An 18,939-nucleotide genomic window follows, 5' to 3' on the forward strand; every position below is an offset into this window, starting at 1 on the left:
ATTTCCGCCCTTCTTGGAATTGTACTCCACATTGATCGGGCCAGTCCGAAAACGGCCAGCTACGACCTGAGCTGCACTGGTCGCCTCGGATCTAAACACGCCTTGATCCGCGAACAGGCCAAAGGACACCACGCCAACCTTTCCAGCGTCCTCAACAGCATGTAACGACGAAACTAACGGCCAGATGGTCAGAAAAAAAGCGACGAGCGGCGCACCGAGCCAACTGATCGAGGACCTGGAGGTCATAGCGAACCCCGTTTCGAGATCGCCGGGAGAGAACTACTGCTCAACACAAATAGTGAAAAGCCAGTGTAGTTCCATCCTTCGGAACGGTACACGCATGAGCCCGGAAATGCGAAGTGGCAGCACCTCCGATTGAGGTCCGCTTATACCCTCCGTCGGCCGGTTGCCAAGCACGTTCTCGTGGCGGATCCCCAAAAAAGCTGCCAGGTGTCGATGCAAGGCTAGCGACGGAGCGCGGACTAGCTATTTGATGAAGCTTTCTCTGATTTGCGCCGTTCGTCTGAAGCTAGCTCAAACTTGCCCATGATGGATTGGATCGAGAGTTTAGGTTTTTCAAATAGTTAGAAGGCGGCGTGTGCACGACGTGTGCACCGGGAGATCAAGAAAAATCTCACCACAGCCGACGTGAGCAAGCATGTGTAGGATCTGATTTTCGAGGCGAGGAGGCGGGCGAGCGCTAACGCCCATTGCTCGAAGTGGATGATCGAAAATCGTGGGTTTGACTCCCACTCTCTCCACCATTGGCACGACTTTCTACGCCGAACTGCGATTTCGTACTCCCGACGGTAGCAACCGGAGGCTGCGCGAGCGGTGAAACCTTGAGGCGTAACCTTCCCTTGCACCTGACGCGACAGCCTACTGGCGGCATGAAACTGCCTGGTTCGCAAGCCGGGCAGCATAGTGGACTTCCACTGTTTACCATTTTTCATCGCCTCGCATCGGCGGAATGCGGCGACCTTCGAGGAGTCGTCGACCCGCCGCCAACATTGATCCCTCCGCTCAGCGGCCCATTTTTCGCGCGCGATTGGGCCGCACCGACTGGACAAGCTGCCGCGCTACCCGGTGCCTTTGCGGACATGATCGCTCAGCGACTGCGACATCATTCAACCGCAGGGCCGGCTTGACTCGCCGTCTCGCGAAATTCATAGTCACCATAATCCAATTGAAGTAATCGTATTTCGATTACTCCCACAATCAGCAGCCTGGGCCAGCGTCGGCCCTTCTGGGAGGCAGATTCGATGGTCCTGATCGAGGCGTTCAAGCGGTTGCTGGGCGACACGGCCGTGCTGACGCGCGAGGAGGATCTTGCCGCTATCACAGAGGACTGGCGCGGCCGCTATCGGGCGCCGGCGCTCTGCGCCGTACTGCCCTCGAACACCGAGCAGGTCGCGGCCATCGTTCGTCTCTGTGCCGAGAGCGGCGTGCCGGTGCTGCCACAGGGAGGTAACACCAGCCTGTGCGGCGGCGCGACGCCGTCGGAGCAGGGCGAGCCACCCGTCATCGTCCTTCTGACACGCATGCGGCGCATCAGGTCGCTCGATCCCGTCAACAACACGATCATCGTCGATGCCGGCTGCGTGCTCGCGACCATCCAGGAAGCCGCAGCCGCGGCGGGCCGGCTCTATCCGGTGAGCCTTGGCGCTGAAGGTTCCTGCCAGATTGGCGGCAACATCGCGACCAATGCCGGCGGCACCGGCGTTCTGCGCTACGGCAACACGCGCGACAACGTGCTCGGCCTTGAAGTCGTGCTACCTGACGGCTCGATCTGGGACGGGCTCTATGCGCTGCGCAAGAACAACACGGGCTATGATCTCAAGCATCTTTTCATCGGGTCCGAAGGCACGCTCGGCATCGTCACCGGCGCGGTGCTGAAGCTGCATCCGCTGCCGACAGCGGAAGCCGTCGCCTGGCTCGCCGTCGACAATCCGCAAAAGGCGCTCGACCTGCTCGGCCTGTTCCAGGCCTCCTGCAATTCGCGGCTGTCGGCCTTCGAGCTGATCAACGCCAAGCAGATCGAGTTCGTGCTGGAGCAGGTGCCGGGCCGGCGCTGCCCGGTCGCTCGGATCGACACCTGGCATGTCCTGGTCGAACTGTCCGACACCGGCGATGCCGAAGCGCTCGCCGCGGCGATGCAGGCCGTGCTCGAGCAGGCGCTCGAGGCCGGCATGATCAGCGACGGCGTCGTGGCGTCGAGCGAGGCGCAGCGCAAGGCGATGTGGCTGGTGCGGCACAGCGTGTCCGAGGCCAACAAGAAGGCGGGCGTCGGCCTCACATCGGACACCGCCGTGCCGGTGTCGACTGTGCCCGCGTTCATCGACCGGGCCATGGCGGCCGTGCGCGCGATCGTGCCGGATCTGCCATTCATCATCGTCGGTCACATGGGCGACGGCAATATCCACCTCATTCCGTTCTTCACCTTCGCCGAATGGGACGTGCTGACGGATCGCGACGCGCTCGCGCAGCGCATCCGCCGCGCCATGAACGATGTCGCCAGCTCCCTGCGTGGCACCTTCAGTGCGGAGCACGGCGTCGGGCGCACGCTGACGGGCGAGATGCTTCGCTACAAGCCGCACGCGGAGCTCGCACTGATGCAGGCCGTGAAGCAGGCGTTCGATCCGCGGGGCCTGTTCAATCCTGGACGCGTTCTTCCACCACCATCCGTTGCAACATTGGCAAGAGGGGACTGACATGAGCCATCTTCCGAAGATCATCACCTCCCGCCGTCGCCTGCTGCTCGGTGCCGGCGCCGTCGCCCTGGCCGCGCCCGCGGTCTGGTCTCCGTCCCGCGCCGCGGGCAAGCGCATCGTCGTGCGCGACGACGGCGGTATCTACACCAAGGCCTATGGCGCGGTGTTCTATCGTCCGTTCACCGAGGCAACGGGAATCGAGGTCGTCGGCGTCCAGGCCAACGCCGAGCCTGTCGCCCAGATCAAGACCATGGTCGATACCAAGAACTACACCTGGGACATGGCCAAGATCTCCTGGCCCGCAATCCTGCTGCTGACCGCCGGCAGCAAGCCATATCTGGAAAAGCACGGTCTCGAATCGGAAGCCGTTATCAAGACGATCCCCGCCGAATACATGTCGCCCTACGGCGTCGGCACCAATGTCTACACCACCGTGCTGGCCTATCGCACCGATGCCTTCAAGGGCCGCAAGGCGCCGCAATCCTGGGCGGACCTCTGGAACGTGGAGGGCTTTCCGGGACGTCGCGCCGTGCGCAAGCACCCGTTCGACACCATAGAGGAAGCCCTGATGGGCGCGGGTACGCCGACCGCGCAGGTCTATCCTTGCGACCTCGACAAGGCCTTTGCATCACTCGACAAGATCAAGTCCGGCGTTGCGGTGTGGTGGACCAGCGGCGCGCAGGTCGAGCAGATGCTGACGTCGGGCGAGATCGACCTGCTGCCGACATGGGTGTCGCGTGCCCAGGCCGCGCAAGCGGCTGGCGCTCCGGTCGAAATCGTCTGGAACCAGGGCATCTGGGGGGGCGACAACTGGTCGATCCTTGCCGGCACGCCGAACGCCGACGCGTGTCGCGAGTTCATCAGGTTCGCCTCCGACCCGAAGCGTCAGGCCGCGCTCACCGAATACTTCCCGGCCGGTCTCACCCAGCCGGAGGCGTTCAGCTACGTGAAGCCGGAGGTCGCCAGGAACTGCCCGACCTATCCGGACAACATCAAGGCCGGCCTGAAACTCGACGCCAAGTTCTGGCTCGAGAACCAGCAGGCGGTGCTCGAGCGCTTCAACCGTTGGGTCCTGACCTGACGGTCTGACGGCGAGAACGGAGCGGCCCATGACGTCGTCGAGCTTGCGAATTGCGAATCTCTCCAAGCACTATGGCGACTTCGTCGCCCTGGCGCCGACGAGTATCGAGGTTGCCAGGGGTGAATTCCTCACGCTCCTTGGCCCCTCGGGCTCGGGCAAGACGACACTTTTGAGCCTGATCGCGGGGCTCGCGCATCCGGACGACGGACAGATCCTCGTCGACGATGCCGATGTGACAAACAGCCCGGCCTATGAGCGCGACATCGGCGTTGTCTTCCAGAACTATGCGCTGTTCCCGCACATGACTGTCGAGGACAATATCGCGTTTCCGCTGAGGATGCGGAAGGTGTCGGACGCCGAGGCGCGCCGGCGGACGGCGGAAGCATTGGAAACCGTCCGCTTGCCGCATGTCGCCAAGCGCTATCCGCGCGAACTCTCCGGCGGCCAGCAGCAGCGCATCGCGCTCGCTCGCTGCATCGTCTATCGCCCCGCGATCATCCTGATGGACGAACCGCTCGGGGCGCTCGACAAGAAGCTGCGCGACCAGATGCAGCTCGAGATCAAGCGCATCCACCGCGAGCTCCGCACTACGATCATCTATGTCACGCACGACCAGGAAGAGGCGATGACGATGTCGGATCGCATCTGCCTGATGAACGCGGGTGCGATCGAGCAGCTTGGCACGCCGGAGGATCTCTACTTCCGTCCACGTTCGGTGTTCGTGGCCGACTTCCTTGGTGAGTCCAACCTGTTGAGCGGCACCGTGCGCGAGGTCGATGCACAGGGCCTCGACGTCGTGTTGACCGATCAGGCCGCGGCCTCGCGGGCCGTCGGCAATGGCAGCAGCTTCGCCACGGGCCAGCCGATCAAGATCATGGTCCGTCCGCAGAACCTTCACGTCGAGAACGCGGCCGTGGGCGGCGGCAGGCTCACCGGCAGGCTGGTCGACGTGATGATCAGCGGCAGCCTGACGCGTCTCTATATCGCGCCGGAGACGGCGGGCCTGCCGCAGCTCGTCGCGGCCCATCCGACCCGATCGGGCTCCGCGGCCTACGAGATCGGGCAGCTCGTTTCGTTGAGCTGGAATGCGGCGGACGCGGTGGCGATCCGCGACGGCGGGGGACATTGACGTGGCGATGATCAGGCTGCACGCGCTGCCGCTCAGCCGGATCCGGACGCGAGCGTGGGCCCGTGTCTGGACCTGGGCCGCGATGGGCGGACCGCTGGCTCTGCTGCTCGTCTTCTTCCTGGTCTATCCCGTCGGCCAGTTGCTGTTGCTTAGCCTTTACAACGACGCCGGCTTCACGCTCGCGCAGTATCGTCAGCTCTTCGCATCCTCGGTCTATGTCGACGTCCTGCTCATCACCCTGAAGATCTCGCTGGCCACGACGCTGGTCTGCGTCGTGACGGGCTACCCGATCGCCTATTTGATCTCGATGGTCGGGAAGGAGCGCAAGGCGACGCTCTTGTTCTGGGTGCTGCTGGCGTTCTGGACCAGCTTTCTGGTGCGCGCCTTTGCCTGGATCGTGCTGCTCGGCCGCAATGGCGTTATCAACAAGCTCCTGCTGTCGCTCGGTATCATTTCGAGCCCGGCGAACCTGCTCTATAATTTCGGCAGCGTCCTCGTCGGCATGGTCAATGCTCTGCTGCCGCTCGCCGTGCTGACCATGCTTTCAGTGATGGACAACATCGACCGCAACCTGCCGCGCGCGGCGGCAACGCTCGGGGCGCGGCCAGGCATGGCGTTCTGGAAGGTCTACTTCCCGCTGTCGCTGCCGGGCGTCGCTGCGGCAGGCATCATGGTGTTCGTCACCGCGATCGGCTTCTTCATTGTTCCGGCTTTGCTCGGCGGGCGTCGCGAAACGATGATCACACAGCTCATCATCGACCAGATCCAGCAGACCATGAACTGGGGCTTTGCCGGCGCGATCTCCGTGCTGCTCCTCGTCGTCGTGTTCGTCGTCTTTGCGGCCTATGATCGGTTGCTCGGCCTGTCGACCATGACCGGCGCGGCCACGGTACGCAAGTCCGCGCCGTCGCGCCTGTCCGGTCCGTTCGCGAAGGCTGGTGATGCCGTTCTGACCATGCTCGGATCGCTCTCCGATCTCGTCCTCCGTGCGCTGCCGTCGCGCCGGCGCGATCGCGAACCGGACCAGCCCGGTCTGGGCTTGCAGGCCTTCGCCTGGACCATGCTACTCGTCATCAGCATTCCCACGATCCTGATGATCCCGCTCTCGTTCGGCAGCGGCGGACTCAATTGGCCGCCGCAAGGCTTTACCCTGCATTGGTACGAAACCGTGCTCCAGTCGCCCGTGTGGACCCAGGCCCTGCTGCGCTCGCTGCTCGTCGGCCTCGGCACGGGAGCGCTCGCCATGCTGGTCGGCACGCCCGCCGCCTTCCTGCTGGTCCGCTCCGACATTCCGGGCAAGGCGGCCTGGCTCGCCTTCATTCTGTCGCCGATCGTCGTGCCGCGCATGATCATCGCGGTTGGCCTGTTCTACGTGTTCGCGAATATCGGCCTAGTCGGCAGCGCCTTCGGCCTCATCCTCGGCCACACGGTCGTCGCGGTACCCTATGTGGTGATGACCATGATGGCTGTGCTGCGCAACTACGATACGCGGCTCGATCATGCGGCCTCGAGCCTCGGCGCGCGGCCGTTCGCCACGCTGCGCCACGTGACCTTTCCGATCCTCGGCGCGGGCATGATGTCGTCGTTTCTGTTCGCATTTGCGACCTCGTTCGACGAACTGACGATCGCGCTGTTTGCGACCGGCGGCCTCAATTCCACGCTGCCCAAGCAGTTCTGGGACGAGGTGACGCTTCAGGTCTCGCCGGTCATCGCGGCCGTGTCGACCTGCCTGTTCATCTTTATGGGGCTCTTGATCTTCACTGCCGAACGCCTGAGGCGGCGCGCTGCCGCACGGTAGCCGTTCCACTCCAAAATAGAGGTTCTCTCACATGCTCACTGCTTCTCGTCTTCGCGGCCTGTTCCCCGCCATTCCGACCCCGGTCAAAGCCGACGACACCATCGATGCTGCCGCCGTCTCGGCGCTGTTCGCCTGGCTCAACAAGCAGGGCATCGACGGCGTGGTGCCGCTTGGCGGCACCGGCGAATATGGCGCGGTGGCGCGTGCCGAACGGATCAAGATGGCAGGCCTTTCGGTGAAGGCCATGAACGGCAGAGGCCCGGTGATCGCGGGAGTGCTGGACACCGGCTTTCACGATGCGCTTCAGGCGGGCAGGGAATTCGCGGCCGAGGGCGTGGATGGCCTGCTGGTCCTTACGCCATACTACACCAACCCGACTCAGGCGGGCATTCGCGACTATTTCCTGCGCTATGCCGATGCCTCGCCCGTGCCCGTCCTGATCTACGAAATCCCCTACCGCACCCGGATCGCGATCGAACCGAAGATCCTGCATGAGCTCTCCAGGCACCCCAACATCGTCGGCATGAAGGCCTGCAATCTCGACATGTATCATTTCCTGCAGGTGGTCGCCGGCGTCGACGAGAGCTTCGCGGTGCTGAGCGGCGAGGACAGCCTGTTTCCGCTGCACCTCGCTGCCGGCGCCAAGGGCGGCATCATCGTGACCGCGTGCCTGCTGCCGCGCGCCTGGCGCCAAATCTACGAGACAGCGATTGCCGGACGGACCGCGGAAGCATTAAGTCTGCATCGCCGCCTGATTCCGCTCATGAACATGGCGTTTGCCGAAACCAATCCGGGGCCGATGAAGGCGGTGATGGACGTGATCGGCGTCGACGCACCGCGCATGCTGGCGCCGCTGGTCCAACCGGCGCCGTCGCTGGTGTCCGCCCTCCGCGCTGAATTCGGCAAGCAGTTGGCGGTTTCTGAGAACGTTGGATGACGGGGGGACGGCGACATGACGCGTAGCGGCCAGGGTGGCTCCAAGAAAGCCGGCAAGACCAAGAGCCCGGCAAAAGCTCGCGTCGCGACGCGCGTCGCCAAAAGCGCAGAGCCGGCACGCTCGTCGCTGTTCGTCGGCTCGACCGAGAAAGCATTCCAAGTCCTGCACGTCTTCGACGGGCCGCGACGCTTCATGACGCTTGCCGATATCGCGCGGGCTGCCAATCTCGATCGCAGCGCCACGCAGCGCCTGGTCTACACGCTGGAGTCGCTCGGCTATCTCAAACGGATTGAGGGCACGCGCAACTACGGTCTGACCTCGAAGGTGCTCCAGTTCTCGCATAGCTATCTCAAGGCCAACGAGCTCATCGACAAGGCCTCACCCTATCTCCTCGACATGAGCCGCAATCTTGGCGAGACCTGCAACCTGCATGAGCTTGATGGCCACGAAGTCGTGTTCGTGGCGCGCTTTCCCGGCCAGCACCTGATCCATATCGATTTCGTGATCGGAAGCCGCCTGCCGGCCTACTTCACGGCATCCGGCATAGCCATCCTGGCGGCCCTTCCCGAGGCGGAGCAACAGGATCTCTTGAAGCGTACGCGGCTTGAGCCACTCACGCCTTACACGATTACGGATCCCGGCAAGCTCATGGAACAGGTGCGTCTCGCCGCCAGGCGCGGCTATTCGATCCAGATCAACCAAAGCGTCATGGGCGATATCTCCGTCGCGGCGCCGATCATCGACGAGCACGGGCGGGCGATCGCCGCGGTCAACATCTCCGTGCCCACGACGCGCTGGACCGTTGAGCGTGTCGAGGCCGAGCTTGTTCAGCATGCTCACGTCGCCGCAACGTCGATCTCGAAGTCCAAGTTCAAACGCTACGCGGCCTGAAACGCCGATGCCGGTGTTCCTCAATACCAGCGACTATCGCCGCCGCGCGCGACGATTCCTCCCGCGCGGGTTGTTCGAGTATATTGATCGCGGCTCGGAGGACGAAACAGCGTTGACGCGCCTGCGCGCCTCGCTTGACGCCATTACCTTGCTGCCCGCGGTGCTGACGGGGCACGACCGGCGCGATTTCGACACGGTATTGTTCGGTCGAAGGATCGCCGCGCCCCTCGTTGTCGCGCCAACGGCGCTCGCCGGACTTGTTTCGCACGATGGGGAGACGAAGCTTGCCCGCGCGGCCTCGCGCGTCGGCATTCCCGTCTGCATCTCGACGCAATCGGTGACCACCGTGGAGGCAATCCGGCGCGGCGCGCCGGATGCCTTGCTCTGGTTCCAGCTCTATGTCTGGCGCGATCGCGCCCTGACCGCACGCCTCCTGGAGCGTGCGAGCGCCTGCGGCTGCGACAACCTGCTCGTCACCGTCGATACGCCGGTCTCGCCGAACCGGGAGTACAATGCACGCAACGGTTTCGGCATTCCCTTCAAGCCGCGGCTGCGCAGCACGATTGACGTGGCACTGCATCCGGGTTGGCTGTTCGGGGTCCTCGCGCGCTATCTCATGGGCGAGGGCGTGCCGGGCTACGGTCACTATCCGGACGCATTTCGCACCGCCATCACCCGCGCTGATATCGCCGAGGCGGTCCAGCTCGAGCCTCGGCTGAGCTGGGATGACATGCGCTGGCTGCGCGGGATCTGGCCAGGCAAGCTCACCATCAAGGGCGTGCTCGCGGTGGAGGATGCCGAAAAGGCGGTCGAGATCGGTGCCGATGGCATCGTGGTCTCGGTCCATGGCGGGCGCAATCTCGACTGTCTGCCGGCCCCCGTGGATTGCATTCCGGCGATTGTCGGCGCCGTCAAGGGGCGTCTGACGATTCTGGCCGACAGCGGCGTCCGGCGCGGCACCGACGTCCTCAAATATCTTGCGCTGGGCGCGGAAGCTGTGCTTCTCGGCCGCTTGCCGCTGTGGGGTCTTGCAGCCGGCGGAGAGGCGGGTGCCGAAGCCGTCCTGCGCATGGTCCTGCGCGAGATGGATACCGCCATGGCTTTCCTGGGAGCGCATTGCGTTCCGGCCTTGCGGAATGGGCGCGCGAGCGAGCTACGGAACTAAGATTAACTGCAACATTTGGAAAACCGCCATGTCCGTCAAATCAGCCCTGCACACGCATGCCGCCAATGCCGATCTTGCCGGCGAGGTCGACAGGCTTCTCGCCACGCTCGGCGTCAAGCGCTCCGACTATGCGGAGGGCACCATTGTCGTTCGTACGCCGATCACCGGCAGGATAATTGGCCGCGCCATGGAGATCGGCGCAGCCGAAGCTGCCGACCTGATCGAACAGGCGCACGCGGCGCATCTCGGCTGGCGGTTGGTGCCGCCACCCAGGCGAGGGGAGCTCGTACGACTGTTCGGCGAGGAACTGCGCGCCAGCAAGGAGGCTTTGGGCCGACTGGTGTCGATCGAGGTCGGCAAGATCGTCTCCGAAGGTCTCGGCGAGGTCCAGGAAATGATCGATATCTGCGATTTCGCGGTCGGCCTGTCGCGGCAGCTCTACGGCCTGACGATCGCGACCGAGCGCGGCGAGCATCGCATGATGGAAAGCTGGCATCCGCTTGGCGTCATCGGCATCATCTCTGCGTTCAATTTTCCGGTCGCCGTGTGGGCCTGGAACGCAGCCTTGGCGCTGGTGTGCGGCAATAGCCTGGTCTGGAAGCCGTCGGAGAAGACACCGCTGACCGCGCTTGCGACACACGCCCTGTTTGATCGCGCGCTCAAGCGCTTTAATGAGGCTGGTGGAGGCGCGCCGCAGGGGCTTGCTGCAGTGCTGCCCGGCGGCCGTGCGATCGGCGAGGTGCTCGTCGACCATGCGAAGGTGCCGTTGGTCTCAGCCACCGGCTCCACGGCGATGGGACGGTCGGTCGGTCCGCGGCTAGCCAGCCGGTTCGCCCGTGCGTTGCTCGAGCTCGGCGGCAACAATGCGGCGATCGTCGCGCCGACGGCCGACCTCGACCTCACGCTGCGTGGCGTTGCCTTTGCCGCGATGGGAACGGCGGGACAGCGTTGCACGACGTTGCGCCGCCTGTTCGTCCACGAGAGCGTCTACGACAGCTTTGTGCCGCGCCTGAAACAGGCCTATGCGTCCGTCACCGTCGGCTCTCCGCTGGAAGATGGTAACCTTGTTGGTCCGCTGATCGACGGCGCGGCCTATCGCGCAATGCAGACTACGCTTGAGGCTGCGACCGCTGCCGGTGGGCAGGTCCAGGGTGGCGAGCGGGTTGTCATCGAAGGGGCGGCTGAGGCCTACTATGTCCGCCCGGCGCTGGTCGAGATCGCGGCGCAAACCGGACCGGTGGAGCACGAGACTTTTGCGCCAGTCCTCTACGTGATGAAATACCGCGATTTCGATGCCGTGCTCGAGTTGCACAACGCCGTTCCGCAGGGGCTGTCGTCGTCCATCTTCACCAATGATCTGCGCGAAGCGGAAACATTTCTATCGGCGCGCGGCTCCGATTGCGGCATCGCCAACGTCAATATCGGCCCATCCGGCGCGGAGATTGGTGGCGCCTTCGGCGGCGAGAAGGAGACCGGCGGCGGACGCGAGTCCGGATCCGACGCGTGGAAAACGTATATGCGGCGTGTCACCAACACCATCAATTACGGTCGCACGCTCCCGCTAGCTCAGGGCGTCAGGTTCGATGTGGTGTGACGAATGTCGGCTCGGCAAATTATCTGGATCGGACGGAGTTTAGCGTGGGTCGAGGCGAACGGTAGCGTCAGCGCCAGCCGGTCTGCCGCGCGCCGACACGCTGCTGCATGCCGCCGGAGAGCTGTCGCGGGCCCCACGATCCGCTCGTTATAGCCTCTGCTCGTGTCCAGACGACATCAACGGACGCTTTCGGGAGCCAGAGGAAATACCCGATGCGTATCCAGCCGCTCGTAGGGCAGAAGCCGCAGGTCGGCGACGCCGTGGTCCGGTGTATCCACGATCAGGATTTCCTCCGCCAGACCCTCGTAGAAGGCGCGGAAATGGGTCTTGGAACGAAGCACGATGATGTCGAAGTCTTCCGGGCGCAACCCGAACACGCCAAATGCGTCGCCATCGACCGCAAACGCAAAAGCGCTGACGACGCTTACCGAAACGCCATCGATGTCAAGCAATGCGGTCATTCCGAGGTCGACGGGCATGCCATGCATGTAGGATCCAGACACGCGGTACAACTTCGGGCCAGCCCACTGCACGCGTGCGGTGACGTCCAATGTCGGTCCCGCCTTCTCAGAGCTGTGGCCGCCAAGCTCCAGCTTGACCATCGCGCCAACGCCGGCCTCGAACGCCTTCTGCGCCGCGGCCGAATCCCAGAGAAATGGCACGGCAGCCCGTGAGACACCGCGCTTGAGCAGTTCCGCCAGCAGGTAGGTGGAGTCGTTCATCCGATCTGCGTGCTCGACCAGAACATAGGGGCGTCCTTCCGCCTTGCGCATTGTCAAGCCCGCGCGCGCCCGGGAGACTGCTGACTCTGCGGTGTAGACGTCGAAGGGCCTGTAAAGCGCGTGCCGTTCGCTCCAGACCCGATCTGAAAGATGGTCCGCGATCCTCTGGGCACGCGCGGGGTCGCCGTCCGTGACACACAGCACCGAGAAACCGGTATTGTGCGCGTCCGCATAGGAGAAGCCCGCCATCAGCGAAACGTCGGTGTACTGCTCACTCTCGCGTTCGATTTGGTGCCCTTCCTCGATGATATCTGCCAGGGGGCGCAGCGAAGTCGCGCTGAAGATCGATGGAACGAGCACGCCCGGCTTCGCGATTGCCCATGCCGGCGAAATCTCCCCACGCAGCGTGCGCAGCATGCAGATGGCGGCGCGCCGTCCCGTGTCACCCGTATCCGTATGCGGCGATTTTCGATAGGCGAACGCTGCGGTCGCATTCTTCAGCGTGTCTGCGTCGATGTTGCCATGGTAGTCCAGGGCAACGACCAAGGGTTTGTCGTGGCCCAGGGCGGTACGCACGGCCTCGATGATGAAGCGCTCAGGGTCTGGATAGGAAGCCGTCCAGCACGCGCCGTGCAGGAAGAGCAGCACGCCGTCGAGGTCCGATAGCTTGGCTATGCCGGCTGCCATCTCGTCCGCATAGCGTCTGACGGCCTCGTCGGTGGCTGGCCCGACGGCGCCGAGGGCTGTGTGGACGAGGGGGGCCAGCTCCACGTTTTCCCGCTCGCAGACATCGATGAAGCCGCCCATCACCGTATTGGTGCCGCGGAGCTCGTCGACGATGCGATCTCCGCGTAGGGCGACCTGCTCGAAATCGTCCCAGGTCGAGGCGACCGGCAGGAAGCTTACGGACTCGATATGAAATCCGGCGATAGCGATCCGAAAAAGCCTATGCAGGCCATGTCTGGCGGCAACAGGGATTGGAGCCTTGTGGATCACGACGCCTCCTAGGCTGAGGCAACATGCCGCGCCATCAGGCGCCGCGGAATCGTAAAGATCAGTCCGGCCGCGGCAAACAGCGCGATAGCCAGCAATGAAACACCGGCCGTCATGCTGCCGGTCATTTGGCCGAGGAGACCTAGGACCGTCGGACCGGCAAAGCCCGCAATGGCCGCGCCGATATTGACGAGTCCGGCCCCACTGGCTGCCGCGGTCCCGGCAAGCACGCGCGACGGCAGGCTCCAGAACATGGCCAGCGTGCACTGGATGCCGGAGACGCCGACGATATTCGCCGCCCAAATCCGAACGGGCGGGTCGCGTGAGCCTCCAGGTGAAGCCCGAACCGGGATCGGCCAGGATATCTGCCCGAAGCGACCGGACACCTTTGATTAGCTATGTAGCTCAAGGGCTTGCTCTGCTCTCCGATCGGTCAACTTCAACTCCTTAAGGATGCACTCAAGATCGGCCAACAGATCGGCCAAGGTGGCTATTTTGTTCCAGAAAACTATTTATATTGAATACTTTATTGGCACATGAGATCGGCCAAATGACCCCGTCGACCGAGACCGTCGAACGTATCGAGCCTGGGCGGCGATGTTCGCCGCCCAACTTTCCGGAAGCGGGTCGTCCGCTGTCGTCCAGTGATCGTTCGCTTGAAGTGGGTTTCACGAGAAGACGAGGGAATAGCTCGTGCTGCGACCGCCGCCTTCCTTCCGAATTCGATCAGCCGTTCTCGATTGAGCGCGGGAAGCTTCACACTGCCGAGCGCAATCTTGAGCGACGCCATCACAGCCGCTTTTGACCGGCGAGGGGGCTTTCCAACTTCGTGCATGTCTTCATCGTGCAGGTCGATTAGGTCGCCAAAGGTGCGAACGTTCCGCGCCACGCGTGGCTTGGACGATCCGTTGCGGTCGATATTGCGCTCCATCTCGAGCGCCCGTTCTTCGCCGTCCTTGCGCCGTCGGAATGTCTCGGCCACGTAGCGGGTCGTGCGGCGGACCTGGACGCGCCAGTTTCCGGATGCCATTTGTGTGAAGGTCGCCACGCGTGTGCACTCCGACTTCGTGTGCACTATGTGTGCACTGAGAGGTCAAAACGGGTACAAACGTGTGCAATTTCGTCTAGTTTGGAGTGCACATGTTCGCGGTTCATCCCATTGAAGAGTAAGATAAACTGTTGAAATATCAAGACTATCGCTTTTCCGTGGCGCCCATGATGGATTGGAGCGAGAGTTTAATTCTTTCAATTGGTTAGAGGGCCGTGTGTGCACGACGTGTGCACCGGGAGATCAAGAAAAATCTTGCGATAGCCGACGTAAGCAAGCTTCTGAAATGGGCGAGCGGTCGCGGGGAAAGCGCCACTTCTTCGCCGCATATTCGCGAAGCTACCTGCGGCCTATTCGATCAACGATGAGCTTCCTGGGATGGGAAGCAACTGGCTCTCAATCAGCGGGTCCCAGGTTGGAGCCTGGTGCGCCCACCATTTGCAAATGGTCGAAATAGTATAGCTCCGCGATTTCAATCGCCGGGTGCTAGCGGTCGATCCAGACGGTCATGCCCGGCGCGAGGCCTGCTAACTCTCCCTTTGGGTCGAGGCGCAGGCGCAGCGTGTTGCGGTCATGATCGCCAATCACACGCTCGGCCTGCCAGGTGGCAAACACGCCGAGCGGCCGCAGCTCGGTGATGACCGCCTTGGTCGCGCTATTGGCGCCGTTCCGCATCACGTTCGCTGTTTCTCCCATCGCGAGACGATCGAGGTGATCCTCGCGCACATTGAACGAGAGCCACTGCTTGCCGGCCGCCTCGACCATCAGGATCGACTGGCCGGCGCGAACATTCTCGCCGACTTCGGCGGCAATGACGCTGACCGTGCCGTCGGCCGGGGCGCGCAGCACCATCTTGTCGAGACGGCGCTCGAGCACGGCGACGGCTGCGGCCGCGGCCTGCACCTGTGTATCGGCGATGGCGCGCTCCTCCTTGGTCGGCCCCGCCACCGCCGCATCGTAATTGGCCTGGGCCTCGGCAACGTCGGCCTGCGCGGAGGCTACGTCATTCACGGCCTGGTCGAGGTTCTGCTGCGACTCGAAACTCTGCCGCGCGAGCGTGCTGGTTCGCGTCAGCTGGGCCTGCACATAGTCGAGGCGGGCGCTCGCCTTGGAGATGGCGGCCTTGAGGGAATCGACCTGTTCGCGGCGCACGCCGGCATAGACGTTGTTGCGGTTTGCGACGGCGGACGCGAGCGCGGCGCGTGCCTGATCCGCCTGGGCCGTCAACTCCACTGCCGAGAGCCGTGCCACGACGTCGCCGGCCTTCACGGAGGCACCCTTCTCGACCCCGATCGAGACGAGCTGGCCGTTGACCTCCGGCTCGACCCTGACCTCGGTTGCGCGCACGACGCCGATGATGGCCGCGGGCGGCGCCCAATGGCGGATGACGTAGATCAGCACGCCCGCCGCGACCAGCGCGAGCGGAATGGCGATGAAGGCAGCAGGTCTAAGGTTGGGCATGTCGCTGTCTCCTTCTGACGGCAAACGCCGATATCACCGCGAGCGCGAAATAGCCGAGCGCAAGGCACCACAATGCGAGCCAGTCATGCGCGACCTCCCAGATGCCGGCCCCCAGCTGGTTGATGCGCACGAGGCCGTCGATCGCGGAGTCGGCCGGGAACAGCCGGCCGAACGCAAGCGCGATGTCCGGGATCGCTTCGCGCGGCCACGCGAAGCCGGCCATGAAGAACTGCGGCAGGCTTGTCGCCAGCAGCAGGATGGTTGCGTTCTCAGGCCGCGTGAACCAGGCCCCGACAGCCTGACCCATGAAACTCGTTGCCAGCAGAAAGACACTCGCGAGCGCGAGGATCTGCGGCAGATGGCCGAGCGTCGAAAAACCGTAGATGCGGGGCAGCACGATGACGTAGAGCGCGAGCGCGGGAAGATAGATGGTCAGATGCGCGATGCCGCGACCGAGCACGCCGGCAAAGGCCGGGCCTCCGCTCGCGAGCGCCGTGCCGGTCAACATCGCAGCGCCGATCAGCAGGGTCTGCTGCAGGATCAGGATGAACGCCGCCGGAACGACGTAGCTCGCATAGCCGCCCACCGGGTTGAAGATCGGCTGCAGCAGCACATCGGCCGGGCTCGCACTCGCCAGCTTCGCCTTGACGAGGCTGCCATCCGAGCGCGCGCCGCGCGAAACGAGCTCGGACGTCAATGTTCCGATGGCGGTAGCCAACCCGCTGGCGCTCGTTCTGAAGATGAAAAGATAGGTTGCGTCCGCATAGACGGGTATGTGAGCGGTGATGCCCTTGAGCACGTCGCGTTCCGTGTCGGGCGGAATCTCGACGACGGCAAAGGCTTGCCCGCGATCGATCGCCGAGCGCGCCTCGGCGAGAGTTCGGGCGCGAACCGTCACGCTTAATGCGCCGCTCGCATCCAGCGTCTCGACGATCTGTCGGCTGAGATCGCTGAGATCATTGTCGACGACCGCAATCGGAAGCTTGCGCAGGATCTGGTTCAGATAGGGCTGCGGATAGTAGATGCCGTAAATCAGGGGGGCGACAAACAGCAGCGTGAAGGCGCTCCGCGTTCCCAGCACGCGCCGCCACTCGGCCTTGAAGGCACCGCCGACGCCCGCGGGCGCTTCTTCCATCTCGGACGGCTCGGCCGGTCGCGCCGTAGCAAACCAGCCCTTGCGGGTGACGTTCGCCATGCGCAGCCATGCAAGGCCGGCAAAGAGCAGTGCGAGGCCCGCAAGCGCGGCGAAGGGAATGGCGGAATCGGCGACAGGCAATCCCCGCGCGGCCTGTCCGAGCAGGACGGCCATGTACCAGCGCAGCGGCAGGGCCGCGCTCCATGTCTGCGCAAAGGCATTCATGCCGATGGTGGGGAAGCCGACGCCGGCATAGCCGAAGGCGGGGGAGGCGATGAGGCCCGCAAGCCCGAGGCCGGTGGCGAGATCTCCGACCAGCAGCTGCAGCAGGGCGCCAAGCGACAGATAGGCGATGATCAGCAGCGAGGCCGCGGCGACCATCAAGGGTAGGTCGCCCTTGAAGGGGATCGCCAGCACGCCCTCCAGGAACAGCGGCTCAGCCAGCATGATCAGGAAGAAGATGCAGAACAGCGGCGCCAGCTTGCCGGCCAGCGCCACGAGCGGATTGCCGCCGGCGCTTTCGAGCCAGGCCCGCGCGTCGCGGCGGCGGAATTCGGAGCCGATGGAGTAGCCGGCGGCAAGGGTGATCACGACATGGATGATGGTCGGCAGCAGCGCGCGCAGCAGGAACTGCGCATAATTCTTCTGCGGATTGACGAGCGCCATGGTCTCCGCCTTGAGCGCCCCTGGCGATGCTGGTGCAGGCGCCGCGCGACTGGCGGGAGCGGCGACGGCCGCCGCGGCGGACAGTGAGTCGCTCAGACCTGAGGATGCGATGCCGGACGGAGTCAAAAACTGCTGGTTATAGAATCCAACCACCTGCGGCCGGCGCGCGGCCTTCAGGTCGCGCTCGAAATCCGGCGGGATATAGACGGCCGAGATCGACTTGCCGGAGCGGATGTCCTGCACGGCCGTGGACAGCGTGCCGGAGCGATCGACGATCTTCAGGCTGGGAGACGCCGCGATGTATTCGACTAGCGCACGCGAGGCGTCCGACTTGTCCTCGTCGACGACCGTCACCCCGAGCCCGCGAATGACCGGATGGCTGAAGACCGTAGTGAGCACCACGAAGGCGAACAGCGGCACGCCGAGGATCAGTAGCAGAGCCACGCGATCATGGATCAGCCAGCGGCATTCGCGCCGCACGACCATCCAGAACCCGGGCTTGGAGGCCGCCATCATTGCCGCGACCGCCAGTCGAGATAGGCGCTCATCCCCGGCCGCAACTCGGGCACCGCCTGCACCGGATAGGCGCGGATCGAAAACGTCCGCAGGTCGAAATCACCGGAGGCACGCGTGGCCCGCCAACTCGCATATTCGCCCTTGGTCGCGATGAGCTTGACCGCCACGGTGACGCGGCGATCGTCGAGCGCGGGGATGCGGACATCGAAGCGGTCGCCGACCTTCAAGCTCTTGACGAGGTCTTCGCGCAGGTCGAAGTGGATCCAGACGTCGCCCAGATCAATCAGCGTTACGAGCGGCACGCCCGGCGAAACATATTCGCCCGGCTCCACATTGCGCTGGTAGACTTGCGAAGGGACCGGGGCGTAGACGACGAGCTGATCGATGATGGATTGAACGCTCTGGATATCGGCGTTGGCCTTCTCCACATTGGCGTTCGCGATGGCCCGTTCCTCCTTGGTGTAGCCGTTGACGGCCTGTTCATACGCTGACTTGGTCTGATCGACCGCACGCTCGCTTTCGTGCAGCGCGTCGGTGACCTGGTCGAGGCGGGCCTGCGGCGCGTTGCCTTGCTCGGTGAGCGTCCGCGTACGGTCGAAAGTCTTCTGCGCCAGCACCACCGCCGCCTGCGCGCGCTCCATCTCCGCCTTGCGCGCGGCGATGGTTTCCGCGCGTGTGCCGACGAGGACGTTGGCGAGCTGGGCATCCGCCACGGCCTTTGCCGCCTTCATCTGCTCGTGCTTGGCGATCGTCTCGGGATTGTCGATCTGAACCAGCACTGCGCCCGCAGCCACGTTCTGGCCGCGTTCGACGGGAATCTTGCCGACCCGTCCGTCGACACGCGCGGCGATATCGAGCCGCGTTGCATCGACCTCGCCCTGTACGAGCAGTGGTTCCGGCCGCAACAGATAGAAGACGGAAAGCCCGACGACGGCAGCCGCAACGATGCAGACGATAATGGCCGGAGCCCGCACCGTGTTGCGGGCGGCTTTCGCTTGATCGCCTCGCGGCGCGTCGGGTGCCTCTCGAATATCCTTGTCAGAGCTCGGCGCGTCCATGCCTGACTCCCTTTCCCGTGACCGGATCGGCATT

General features: G+C 64.0%; 14 protein-coding genes and 1 pseudogene. 8 read left to right on the forward strand and 7 right to left on the reverse strand.

Annotated elements, in window-relative coordinates:
* A pseudogene (locus AC5ZFO_RS05900) lies at positions 1-246 on the reverse strand (C13 family peptidase); the annotation flags it as partial.
* A gap of 1,016 nt (positions 247-1,262) precedes the next feature.
* Here AC5ZFO_RS05900 and AC5ZFO_RS05905 point away from each other — a divergent pair.
* From AC5ZFO_RS05905 to amaB, 8 genes are read left to right on the forward strand one after another with little or no spacing between them, the layout of a single operon-like run.
* A complete protein-coding gene (locus tag AC5ZFO_RS05905; protein WP_496121663.1) occupies positions 1,263-2,711 on the forward strand; it encodes an FAD-binding oxidoreductase in 1,449 nt (482 codons plus the stop codon).
* 1 nt (position 2,712) lies between these two features.
* Entirely contained in the window at positions 2,713-3,792 is a 1,080-nt protein-coding gene (locus AC5ZFO_RS05910) for an ABC transporter substrate-binding protein (protein WP_496121665.1), read from the forward strand.
* A gap of 28 nt (positions 3,793-3,820) precedes the next feature.
* Entirely contained in the window at positions 3,821-4,921 is a 1,101-nt protein-coding gene (locus tag AC5ZFO_RS05915; protein ID WP_496121666.1) for an ABC transporter ATP-binding protein, read from the forward strand.
* A 7-nt stretch (positions 4,922-4,928) separates the two neighbouring features.
* On the forward strand, positions 4,929-6,719 hold the full coding sequence (locus AC5ZFO_RS05920; protein WP_496121862.1) for an ABC transporter permease subunit: 1,791 nt from the start codon (positions 4,929-4,931) through the stop codon (positions 6,717-6,719).
* Between the two features lie 31 nt (positions 6,720-6,750).
* Entirely contained in the window at positions 6,751-7,656 is a 906-nt protein-coding gene (dapA, locus tag AC5ZFO_RS05925; protein WP_496121668.1) for a 4-hydroxy-tetrahydrodipicolinate synthase, read from the forward strand.
* 15 nt (positions 7,657-7,671) lie between these two features.
* Positions 7,672-8,547: an IclR family transcriptional regulator gene (locus AC5ZFO_RS05930; RefSeq protein WP_496121670.1), complete on the forward strand. Its 876-nt coding sequence runs from the start codon at positions 7,672-7,674 to the stop codon at positions 8,545-8,547.
* A 7-nt stretch (positions 8,548-8,554) separates the two neighbouring features.
* Complete coding sequence (locus tag AC5ZFO_RS05935; protein ID WP_496121672.1) at positions 8,555-9,712, forward strand: alpha-hydroxy acid oxidase; 1,158 nt, start codon at positions 8,555-8,557, stop codon at positions 9,710-9,712.
* A gap of 28 nt (positions 9,713-9,740) precedes the next feature.
* Entirely contained in the window at positions 9,741-11,306 is a 1,566-nt protein-coding gene (gene amaB, locus AC5ZFO_RS05940) for an L-piperidine-6-carboxylate dehydrogenase (RefSeq protein ID WP_496121673.1), read from the forward strand.
* Positions 11,307-11,482: 176 nt separating this feature from the next.
* Here amaB and AC5ZFO_RS05945 read toward each other — a convergent pair whose 3' ends face one another.
* From AC5ZFO_RS05945 to AC5ZFO_RS05970, 6 genes are all read right to left on the reverse strand, one after another.
* Positions 11,483-13,024, reverse strand: coding sequence for a M81 family metallopeptidase (locus AC5ZFO_RS05945; RefSeq protein ID WP_496121675.1), 1,542 nt, complete (start codon positions 13,022-13,024; stop codon positions 11,483-11,485).
* 8 nt (positions 13,025-13,032) lie between these two features.
* Entirely contained in the window at positions 13,033-13,275 is a 243-nt protein-coding gene (locus tag AC5ZFO_RS05950; RefSeq protein ID WP_496121677.1) for a hypothetical protein, read from the reverse strand.
* 272 nt (positions 13,276-13,547) lie between these two features.
* Positions 13,548-14,069, reverse strand: coding sequence for a hypothetical protein (locus AC5ZFO_RS05955; RefSeq protein WP_496121679.1), 522 nt, complete (start codon positions 14,067-14,069; stop codon positions 13,548-13,550).
* A gap of 486 nt (positions 14,070-14,555) precedes the next feature.
* Positions 14,556-15,530, reverse strand: coding sequence for an HlyD family secretion protein (locus AC5ZFO_RS05960; RefSeq protein WP_496121681.1), 975 nt, complete (start codon positions 15,528-15,530; stop codon positions 14,556-14,558).
* The gene (locus AC5ZFO_RS05965) at positions 15,517-17,847 is read right to left on the reverse strand and encodes an ABC transporter permease (RefSeq protein WP_496121683.1); all 2,331 of its coding nucleotides are present in this window, start codon (positions 17,845-17,847) and stop codon (positions 15,517-15,519) included. Before AC5ZFO_RS05965 ends, AC5ZFO_RS05960 begins: the two co-directional genes overlap by 14 nt.
* The gene (locus AC5ZFO_RS05970) at positions 17,844-18,905 is read right to left on the reverse strand and encodes an HlyD family secretion protein (protein ID WP_496121685.1); all 1,062 of its coding nucleotides are present in this window, start codon (positions 18,903-18,905) and stop codon (positions 17,844-17,846) included. The genes AC5ZFO_RS05965 and AC5ZFO_RS05970 overlap by 4 nt, the downstream gene beginning before the upstream one ends.
* Positions 18,906-18,939 lie beyond the last annotated feature (34 nt).

This window comes from Bradyrhizobium sp. Unk1, assembly GCF_059512345.1.